Origin of the sequence: Streptococcus sp. 4155, from assembly GCF_013276695.1 — a bacterium.
GTDB lineage: Bacteria > Bacillota > Bacilli > Lactobacillales > Streptococcaceae > Streptococcus > Streptococcus pseudopneumoniae.
The window spans coordinates 10992-17905 of record NZ_VMLM01000046.1 but is presented as its reverse complement, the minus strand read 5'-3'; the positions used below and the strand labels follow the sequence as shown (position 1 = coordinate 17905).

The 6914-nt window shown below is 42.4% G+C and carries 6 protein-coding genes; all 6 read left to right on the top strand.

Going from position 1 to position 6914, the window contains the following annotated elements; genetic code table 11:
* The first annotated feature begins 158 nt into the window (after positions 1 to 158).
* Positions 159 to 1325, top strand: a complete 1167-nt coding sequence (locus HT715_RS06170; RefSeq protein ID WP_023932934.1) for an SIS domain-containing protein — start codon at positions 159 to 161, stop codon at positions 1323 to 1325.
* A gap of 115 nt (positions 1326 to 1440) precedes the next feature.
* On the top strand, positions 1441 to 2478 hold the full coding sequence (locus HT715_RS06165; RefSeq protein WP_050261343.1) for an aldose epimerase family protein: 1038 nt from the start codon (positions 1441 to 1443) through the stop codon (positions 2476 to 2478).
* 200 nt (positions 2479 to 2678) lie between these two features.
* Positions 2679 to 3533: a VOC family protein gene (locus HT715_RS06160; protein WP_138705030.1), complete on the top strand. Its 855-nt coding sequence runs from the start codon at positions 2679 to 2681 to the stop codon at positions 3531 to 3533.
* A 140-nt stretch (positions 3534 to 3673) separates the two neighbouring features.
* Complete coding sequence (locus HT715_RS06155) at positions 3674 to 4438, top strand: nucleoside phosphorylase (RefSeq protein ID WP_138706016.1); 765 nt, start codon at positions 3674 to 3676, stop codon at positions 4436 to 4438.
* A gap of 213 nt (positions 4439 to 4651) precedes the next feature.
* Entirely contained in the window at positions 4652 to 6031 is a 1380-nt protein-coding gene (locus tag HT715_RS06150) for a TrkH family potassium uptake protein (RefSeq protein WP_000897723.1), read from the top strand.
* Positions 6032 to 6044: 13 nt separating this feature from the next.
* The gene (locus HT715_RS06145) at positions 6045 to 6710 is read left to right on the top strand and encodes a TrkA family potassium uptake protein (RefSeq protein WP_001283900.1); all 666 of its coding nucleotides are present in this window, start codon (positions 6045 to 6047) and stop codon (positions 6708 to 6710) included.
* Positions 6711 to 6914 lie beyond the last annotated feature (204 nt).

Here is a 6914-nt window from a genome sequence, read left to right as displayed (position 1 = left end):
GTGCTTTGAGCAGCCTGCGGCTAGTTTCCTACAGATTTTAGTTGGAACTCGATTCAATTCATGTGACAACGTGAAAATCGTTAGAGCATTTTATATAGAATATACATGGGAATGGAGTTTACTCCCATTCCCATCTTTAATAGAAAAAGAGGAACTCAATGCTATATTATACAAAAGAAGACTTGCTCGAATTGGGTGCAGAAATCACTACGCGTGAAATCTACCAACAGCCTGATGTATGGAGAGAAGCTTTTGAATTTTATCAAGCAAAACGTGAAGAAATTGCAGCCTTCCTACAAGAAATCGCTGATAAACATGACTATATTAAGGTTATCTTGACAGGTGCTGGGACTTCTGCTTATGTGGGAGATACCTTGCTACCTTATTTTAAGGAAGTCTATGACGAACGCAAATGGAATTTCAATGCCATTGCAACAACAGATATCGTTGCCAATCCAGCAACCTATTTGAAAAAAGATGTGGCAACTGTCCTTGTGTCTTTTGCTCGTAGTGGGAACTCGCCTGAAAGTGTGGCGACTGTTGATTTGGCCAAATCCTTGGTGGATGAGCTTTATCAAGTGACGATTACTTGTGCAGCAGATGGTAAATTGGCTCTTCAAGCTCACGGTGATGACCGTAATCTCTTGCTCTTGCAACCAGCTGTCTCTAATGATGCTGGATTTGCCATGACTTCTAGCTTTACGTCTATGATGTTGACAGCTCTCTTGGTCTTTGATCCTACAGAATTTGCTGTTAAGTCTGAACGTTTTGAAGTTGTATCTAGTCTTGCCCGTAAAGTTTTAGACAAGGTAGAAGATGTCAAAGAGCTCGTTGATTTAGACTTTAACCGTGTCATCTATCTAGGCGCTGGTCCTTTCTTTGGACTTGCTCATGAAGCTCAGCTCAAGATTTTGGAATTAACTGCTGGTCAAGTTGCGACCATGTATGAAAGCCCAGTTGGCTTCCGTCACGGTCCAAAATCTCTTATCAACGAAAATACAGTTGTTTTGGTCTTTGGTACAAGGACAGACTACACTCGCAAGTACGACTTAGACTTGGTTCGTGAAGTTGCTGGTGACCAGATTGCTCGTCGTGTTGTGCTTTTGAGTGATCAAGCTTTTGGTCTTGAAAATGTCAAAGAAGTGGTCCTTGGTTGTGGCGGTGTCTTGAATGATATTTATCGTGTCTTCCCTTACATCGTTTATGCCCAACTCTTTGCTCTATTGACTTCACTCAAGGTAGAAAATAAACCAGATACACCGTCTCCTACAGGTACCGTAAACCGTGTGGTACAAGGTGTTATCATCCACGAATATCAAAAGTAAGACAGTGTTTATGAATTCTTGACAAGAGGATTTGTAAATTATCAGATAAACCATAGATTGTCAGTAGGCTTTCTATGGTTTGTTTGCTTGAGAGAAATAGTAAAAGGAGAACAGAATGAAAGCATACACAGAGCGTGTGTTTGGAAATGTTGAGGGCAAGGATGTCTTGGCCTATCGTTTTGAGACGGACGGTGGCTACCAGCTTGAAGTCATGACTTATGGTGCGACTATCTTGCGTTATGTCACACCTGATAAGGCTGGAAATTTTGCCAACGTTATTTTGGGATTTGATGACTTTGATAGCTATGTAGGTAATAGCCCCAAGCATGGAGCTAGCGTAGGTCCTGTGGCAGGTCGTATTGCTGGCGCGACCTTTGAGCTTAATGGCAAGACCTATGACCTTGAAGTCAACAATGCTAGCAACTGTAACCACAGTGGTTCAACTAGTTGGGATTCGAGTTTGTTTGAATTGGTTGAAGTGAGCGACCATGGCTTGACCCTCTACACAGAGCGTACAGATGGGACAGGAGGATTTCCTGGTAATCTCAAGATTTGGATTAGCTACAACTTGGAAGAAACTGGTGCCTATGAAATCAGCTACAAGGTAATGACCGATCAGGATACGCTGGTCAATCCAACCAACCACAGCTATTTCAACTTGTCTGGTGATTTTACGCAGACAATTGACCGTCATGTCTTCCAACTAAACACAGAGGGTATTTACCCAATCGCTCCCGACGGTGTTCCGGCCAAAACTCCAGATGCTAATCGTGATGTGGTTAAACACATCTACAATGGTGCTTTGTTGAAGGATATTTTTGCAGAAGAAGATGAGCAAATTCAGCTGGTGTCTGGTTTGGACCATCCATTTGCCCTTCCTGCAGGTCATGACAATGCTGGTTTCCTTTATGACCAAAACTCAGGTCGTTTCCTACTCTTCAAAACAGTGGCTCCTTGCTTTGTAGTCTACACAGCAAACTTTGTGGATGAGAGTGTACTTGTGGCTGGTCAGCCAATGGTGCAGCACAATGGGATTGCCCTTGAAGCGCAAGCTTTACCAGATGCCATTCACAGCGACCTCAAAGACCAAGTCATCCTTAAAGCTGGTCAAACCTTCACCAGTAAGACACGTTATGAACTTGTTGTGAAATAAAAAAGCTGGTCAAAAAGTCTTTAAAATTAAAATAACGCATATTGTCAGGTGATGAAAAGTTTGATAATATGCGTTTTATTATGAAATGATTTACTTTATATTATCCTGAAATGGTGTTATTTTTGAGTTATCTGGCTTGACTTTCTTGATGGAAATTATACAATAGTTGTAATAATTACAACGAGAAAAGAGGACCATTTATGACCTATGAATACAAGAGTCACATTTATTTGGCAGAGACAGTTTTAAATGTAAAGGATTTGGCCAGTCAAACAGCCTTTTATCAGCAAGTTATTGGTTTAGAAATCTTATCTCAAACTGAGACAGAGTCCATTCTAGGCCTTGGTGGAAAAGTCTTGGTACAGCTGATTCAAGCACAAGAGAGCGGAGAAGTGAGGGAACATTATGGTCTTTACCATTTGGCCATTCTCTTACCCACACGCAAGGCTTTGGCTGATGTCTTGAAACACCTGACAGATTTACAGATTCCTCTTGTCGGCGGTGCAGACCATGGTTACAGTGAAGCTATTTACTTGGAAGATTTGGAGGGAAATGGCATTGAACTCTATCGAGATAAGCCAGTTTCCACATGGGATATTCGAGAAGATGGACGCATTATCGGAGTGACGGAGGCTCTTGCGGCGCAGGACATTTATGAGTTGGGGGAAAGAGTAGAGCCCTTTATCCTGACAGAAGGTACGAGAATGGGGCATATTCATCTTTCCGTCAAGGATAGTCGAAAGTCCAGCCAGTTTTATCAAAAGGTGTTAGGGCTAGAGGATAAATTCAGTGTGCCTAGCGCTAGTTGGATTGCGGCTGGAGATTACCATCATCATTTAGCAGTTAACGAATGGGGAGGAAAAGGTCTGGATCCGCGTAAACAAGTCCTACCAGGTTTAGCCTACTATGTCATCGAAGTCGCACATAAAGAAGAACTGTTAACGATTGCCCAACGAGCACAAGAAGTTGACGCACCAATCAAATGGATGACATCGAGCCAATTGGAAATCACAGACTCAGATGGAATTGTGACTCGTATTTGCTTAGCTCGATAGACAGGATGTGATGAAAATCAGAGCATCAATTGTAGAAAGTGGTTTTTATTCTAGTATTAGCTTTTCCTCAGTTCATCAGCTTCCTCCTTGACACTTTGTCAGTTTTTGATACAATAGTACAAAATTAGAGGAGGTGGGTTATGATTCAGAAACATGCGATTCCCATTTTAGAGTTTGATGATAATCCTCAGGCGGTTATCATGCCCAATCACGAGGGGTTGGATTTACAGTTGCCAAAGAAGTGTGTCTATGCTTTCTTAGGTGAGGAGATTGACCGCTATGCGAGGGAAGTAGGAGCCAACTGTGTCGGCGAATTTGTTTCTGCCACCAAGAATTACCCAGTATACGTCATCAACTATAAGGGTGAGGAGGTCTGTCTGGCTCAGGCTCCTGTCGGTTCAGCTCCAGCATCCCAGTTTATGGATTGGTTGATTGGCTATGGTGTGGAGCAGATTATTTCCACAGGTACCTGTGGTGTGCTAGCCGATATAGACGAAAATGCCTTTCTAGTCCCTGTTCGTGCTCTACGAGATGAAGGAGCTAGTTATCACTATGTGGGACCTTCCCGTTATATGGAAATGCAGCCAGAGGCTATTGCTGCCATTGAGCAAGTTTTGGAAGTCAGAGGGATTCCCTATGAAGAAGTCATGACCTGGACGACAGACGGTTTTTACCGAGAAACGGCTGAAAAGGTGGCTTATCGTAAGGAAGAGGGCTGTGCTGTTGTGGAGATGGAGTGTTCTGCGCTTGTGGCAGTAGCCCAACTGCGTGGGGTTCTCTGGGGAGAATTGTTGTTCACAGCTGATTCCTTAGCAGACTTGGACCAGTACGATAGTCGTGACTGGGGATCGGAAGCTTTTGAGAAGGCGTTAGAACTGAGTTTAGCAAGTGTTGTGCAACTTTAGTCGCTTTTCTCGGCAGTTTCTTATCTTAGTGAAGGAGAACTTTAAAAGCTTGATTGCTGATTATTTTTTGCCGAATAAAATAGGAAGTCGGTAGTTTTTAGACGTTTCTAGAAATGGACGAGTTTGGATAACCTCTTTTTTAGGATAAGCGTACGCGATGTTTTGTCCATTCCTATTTGAGATATTTCTTCTGTTTTATGGTACAATGGAAACATGTTATTCAAATTATCTAAGGAAAAAATAGAGCTAGGCTTATCTCGTTTATCGCCAGCCCGTCGTATTTTTTTGAGTTTTGCCTTGGTCATTTTACTAGGCTCTCTTCTTTTGAGCTTGCCCTTTGTCCAAGTTGAAAGCTCACGAGCGACTTATTTTGATCATCTTTTCACTGCTGTCTCTGCAGTCTGTGTGACAGGTCTTTCAACCCTTCCAGTAGCTCACACATATAATATCTGGGGTCAAATAATCTGTTTGCTCTTGATTCAGATCGGTGGTCTAGGGCTCATGACCTTTATTGGGGTTTTCTATATCCAGAGCAAGCAAAAGCTTAGTCTTCGTAGCCGTGCAACTATTCAGGATAGTTTTAGTTATGGAGAAACTCGATCTTTGAGAAAGTTTGTCCATTCTATTTTTCTCACAACTTTTCTAGTTGAGGGTTTGGGAGCTCTATTCCTCAGTTTTCGTTTTGTTCCACAACTTGGCTGGGGGCGCGGTCTTTTTAGTTCCATTTTTCTAGCTATATCCGCCTTCTGTAATGCAGGTTTTGATAATTTGGGGAGCACCAGTTTATTTGCTTTTCAGACCGATTTACTGGTCAATCTGGTGATTGCAGGCTTAATTATTACAGGTGGTTTTGGCTTTATGGTCTGGTTTGATTTGGCTGGTCATGTAGGAAGAAAGAAAAAAGGGCGCCTGCACTTTCATACGAAGCTTGTACTATTATTGACTCTAGGTTTGTTGTTATTTGGAACGGCAACTACTCTCTTTCTTGAGTGGAACAATGCTGGAACGATTGGCAATCTCCCTGTTGCCGATAAGGTTTTAGTTAGCTTTTTTCAAACAGTGACGATGCGAACAGCAGGCTTTTCTACGATAGATTATACTCAGGCTCATCCTGTGACTCTTTTGATTTATATCTTACAGATGTTTCTAGGTGGGGCACCTGGGGGAACGGCTGGGGGGCTCAAGATTACGACATTTTTTGTCCTCTTGGTCTTTGCTCGAAGTGAGCTTTTGGGCTTGCCTCATGCCAATGTTGCGAGACGAACGATTGCGCCGCGAACGGTTCAAAAATCCTTTAGTGTCTTTATTATCTTTTTGATGAGCTTCTTGGTAGGATTGATCCTGCTAGGGATGACAGCCAAAGGCAATCCTCCCTTTATCCACCTCATATTTGAAACCATTTCAGCTCTTAGTACAGTTGGTGTAACGGCAAATTTGACTTCTGATCTTGGGAAATTGGCTCTCAGTGTTATCATGCCACTTATGTTTATGGGACGAATTGGTCCCTTGACCTTGTTTGTTAGCTTGGCAGATTACCATCCAGAAAAGAAAGATATGATTCACTATATGAAAGCAGATATTAGTATTGGTTAAGAAAGGAAAGAGAATGTCAGATCGTACGATTGGAATTTTAGGATTGGGAATTTTTGGGAGCAGTGTCCTAGCTGCCCTAGCCAAGCAGGATATGAATATTATCGCTATTGATGACCACGCAGAGCGCATCAATCAGTTTGAGCCAGTTTTGGCGCGTGGAGTGATTGGTGACATCACAGATGAAGAATTATTGAGATCAGCAGGGATTGATACCTGCGATACCGTTGTCGTCGCGACAGGTGGAAATCTGGAGTCGAGTGTGCTTGCGGTTATGCACTGTAAGAGTTTGGGGGTACCGACTGTTATTGCTAAGGTCAAAAGTCAGACTGCTAAGAAAGTGCTAGAAAAGATTGGAGCTGACTCGGTTGTCTCGCCAGAGTATGAAATGGGGCAGTCTCTAGCACATACCATTCTTTTCCATAATAGTGTTGGTGTCTTTCAGTTGGATAAAAATGTCTCTATTGTGGAGATGAAAATTCCTCAGTCTTGGGCAGGTCAAAGTCTGAGTAAATTAGACCTCCGTGACAAATATAATCTGAATATTTTGGGCTTCCGAGAGCAGGAAAATTCCCCATTGGATGTTGAATTTGGACCAGATGACCTCTTGAAGGCAGATACCTATATTTTGGCGGTCATCAACAACCAGTATTTGGATACCCTAGCAGCATTGAATTTGTAAAAGAGGGAGCTTCCCTCTTTTTTGATGCTTAAGATGGTAAATAGAGACAGAAGCCTTGTATTCTAGTAAAAGTTCTTCAAAGGCTGGACTTTATGGTAGAATAGAAAGCAGTGACAAGAGAGAGTAATACTCTTCGAAAGTCAAATTTAAACCACGTCAACGTCACCTTGCCGTAGGTATAGGTAACTGACTTCGTCAGTCTTA

Excerpts from the sequence above, each read along its gene's own strand:
- HT715_RS06145 (WP_001283900.1), top strand. The coding sequence starts at position 6,045 with ATGTCAGATCGTACGATTGGAATTTTAGGATTGGGAATTTTTGGGAGC.
- HT715_RS06165 (WP_050261343.1), top strand. The coding sequence starts at position 1,441 with ATGAAAGCATACACAGAGCGTGTGTTTGGAAATGTTGAGGGCAAGGAT.
- HT715_RS06170 (WP_023932934.1), top strand. The coding sequence starts at position 159 with ATGCTATATTATACAAAAGAAGACTTGCTCGAATTGGGTGCAGAAATC.
- HT715_RS06160 (WP_138705030.1), top strand. The coding sequence starts at position 2,679 with ATGACCTATGAATACAAGAGTCACATTTATTTGGCAGAGACAGTTTTA.
- HT715_RS06150 (WP_000897723.1), top strand. The coding sequence starts at position 4,652 with ATGTTATTCAAATTATCTAAGGAAAAAATAGAGCTAGGCTTATCTCGT.
- HT715_RS06155 (WP_138706016.1), top strand. The coding sequence starts at position 3,674 with ATGATTCAGAAACATGCGATTCCCATTTTAGAGTTTGATGATAATCCT.